This is a genomic window from Bartonella sp. AD328YNZD, from assembly GCF_042196425.1.
In genome coordinates this window covers 1-1,130 of sequence record NZ_JBHIQG010000548.1, presented here as the reverse complement: position 1 = coordinate 1,130, position 1,130 = coordinate 1, and the positions used below count along the sequence as shown (strand labels likewise).

Genomic DNA, 1,130 nt, shown 5'->3' with positions numbered 1-1,130 from the left:
TGTTTTGCAACACGAGCAATATTTTGTTTTTTCCTTTTAAGTATTCTTTTTAAAAAAGACAAAAATACCAAAAACCAAGGACGAGAAACATTTTGTTCCTCAATTTTTTTTAATAAATGATCAAAATGCTCTGTTAAAACTAATTGAGCTGGATCAAAACAAACTTCTCCTTTAGAGACCAACTCCTTATAGCGTGTTGAAACGAGAATCATCCAAACAACCTTTTTCAAACCGTTCTCAATGAAAAATACAAATTTTTTTCACGAATCTGTTTCTATAACTTACTTTTTCATAAACGGTCAAAAATGATTTAACGACTTAAAATAACGGGATGATCATCAAGTGTGCGTCCCTCAAAACGATCAACATTTGAAGAATAAAAAACGAGGATAACACGTCCAGAGTTATTATAAAAATATAATCTTTTTCCTTTAACAGCCCACGATCTCACTTGGGAAGCAATTCCTGGACAGTGTAAAGGACCAGCACGGTACCCTTGTCCAAACTTTGTTTGTGGAGTTGCAATCCGGCAAACTTTTCCTCCCATAGAAAGATTCCATACCCCAGCAATACTTGCAGGAAATAAATCAGTGGCATTGCTTGGCAATTCGAGACTAGCCATTCGTCCATCGCTCTGAGAATCTCCTTTTTCATACATCGGAGCGTTTGCATCTTCAGATATCGACGAAGAAGTGGACGACAGATCAGACGCTTCTAATATTGTCATTTGTTGAGATGGATAAAAAACTTCTAATGCGTTACCATCGTCATTACCATCAAACCGTGTTGTTGAACATCCCCCTAAAAACATTACAGTTGATAGTGCAACGAAAAACGAAACTTTTGAAAACGCCATGTCTGTACTCTCTCCCACAGCAATAAATAAGCTTATAAAAAATCAAGTGAATATTTGTTATAGTTACAAAGATAAATTAACAAATGAAAAAAAACAGGATTTAAATTACTTATTTTAAATGAAATAATTTATATACCCAATTTTATATTTATTAAACACTAGAAATTTATAAGATTTTCAGTCATATATCCCTTAATTAAGTAATCATTAGAAATAGAGAAGTTTCATGAAAACGCCATTTAGCAAAATGGACGGTCTTGGAAATCAAATTATT

The 1,130-nt window shown here is 33.1% G+C and carries 1 protein-coding gene and 1 pseudogene; both read right to left on the bottom strand.

From position 1 onward, the window contains the following. Positions 1-212 (bottom strand): annotated as a pseudogene (locus tag ACFIO3_RS13555) (cell division protein ZapE); the annotation flags it as partial. A gap of 98 nt (positions 213-310) precedes the next feature. Beyond that, positions 311-856 carry an AprI/Inh family metalloprotease inhibitor gene (locus tag ACFIO3_RS13550; RefSeq protein ID WP_375606082.1) on the bottom strand — a complete coding sequence of 182 codons (546 nt, stop codon included), beginning with the start codon at positions 854-856 and terminating at the stop codon, positions 311-313. Positions 857-1,130: the final 274 nt, after the last annotated feature.